Source organism: Amycolatopsis sp. NPDC051061 (assembly GCF_040682935.1).
Lineage (GTDB): Bacteria > Actinomycetota > Actinomycetes > Mycobacteriales > Pseudonocardiaceae > Amycolatopsis.
On record NZ_JBFBBZ010000149.1, the window covers coordinates 1 to 1,554 of the forward strand.

At 54.9% G+C, this 1,554-nt stretch carries 1 rRNA gene; it reads right to left on the minus strand.

The window, feature by feature from the left end:
* Nucleotides 1–33: 33 nt before the first annotated feature.
* Nucleotides 34–1,554 (minus strand): 23S ribosomal RNA (locus AB0N03_RS52330); the annotation flags it as partial.

Below are 1,554 nucleotides of genomic sequence, written 5' to 3' on the forward strand. Positions count from 1 at the left end.
TTCAGAACCGTAGAGTGGATGCGTAACACCTTCGTAGACAAGTCCTCGGCCTATTAGTACCAGTCAACTCGACAACACATTACTGTGCTTCCATCTCTGGCCTATCAACCCAATGGTCTATTGGGAGCCTTAACCCACAAAGGGTGGGATACCTCATCTTGGAACAGGCTTCCCGCTTAGATGCCTTCAGCGGTTATCCCTTCCGAACGTGGCCAACCAGCCATGCCCCTGGCGGAACAACTGGCACACCAGAGGTTCGTCCGTCCCGGTCCTCTCGTACTAGGGACAGCCTTCCTCAAGTATCCTACGCGCGCGGCGGATAGGGACCGAACTGTCTCACGACGTTCTAAACCCAGCTCGCGTGCCGCTTTAATGGGCGAACAGCCCAACCCTTGGGACCTACTCCGGCCCCAGGATGCGACGAGCCGACATCGAGGTGCCAAACCATGCCGTCGATATGGACTCTTGGGCAAGATCAGCCTGTTATCCCCGGGGTACCTTTTATCCGTTGAGCGACACCCCTTCCACCAGGAGGTGCCGGATCACTAGTCCCGACTTTCGTCCCTGCTCGACATGTCTGTCTCACAGTCAAGCTCCCTTGTGCACTTGCACTCAACACCTGATTGCCAACCAGGCTGAGGGAACCTTTGGGCGCCTCCGTTACTCTTTAGGAGGCAACCGCCCCAGTTAAACTACCCATCAGGCACTGTCCCTGAACCAGATCATGGCCCGAGGTTCAGATTCCCAATTCGACCAGAGTGGTATTTCAACAACGACTCCACAGTAACTAGCGTCACCGCTTCACAGTCTCCCACCTATCCTACACAAGCCGAACCGAAAACCAATACCAAACTATAGTAAAGGTCCCGGGGTCTTTCCGTCCTGCCGCGCGTAACGAGCATCTTTACTCGTAGTGCAATTTCGCCGGGCCTGTGGTTGAGACAGCCGGAAAGTCGTTACGCCATTCGTGCAGGTCGGAACTTACCCGACAAGGAATTTCGCTACCTTAGGATGGTTATAGTTACCACCGCCGTTTACTGGCGCTTAAATTCTCAGCTTCACCCCGAAGGATTAACCGGTCCTCTTAACGTTCCAGCACCGGGCAGGCGTCAGTCCATATACATCGTCTTGCGACTTCGCATGGACCTGTGTTTTTAGTAAACAGTCGCTTTCCGCTGGTCTCTGCGGCCACCCACCCCTAGCCCGAAAAAGGCTTCAGGATGTTTGGCCCCCCTTCTCCCGAAGTTACGGGGGCATTTTGCCGAGTTCCTTAACCACAGTTCACCCGATCGCCTTGGTATTCTCTACCTGACCACCTGTGTTGGTTTGGGGTACGGGCCGTGCATGCACTCACTAGAGGCTTTTCTCGGCAGCATAGGATCACTCTACTTCGCCTCAAACGGCTACGCATCACGTCTCAGCCTCATGGAACACGGATTTGCCTATGTTCCGGCCTACACGCTTACACCAGTACTACCACTCACTGGCGGAGCTACCTTCCTGCGTCACCCCATCGCTTGACTACTACGAAATCAGGTCCCACGCTCCACACAC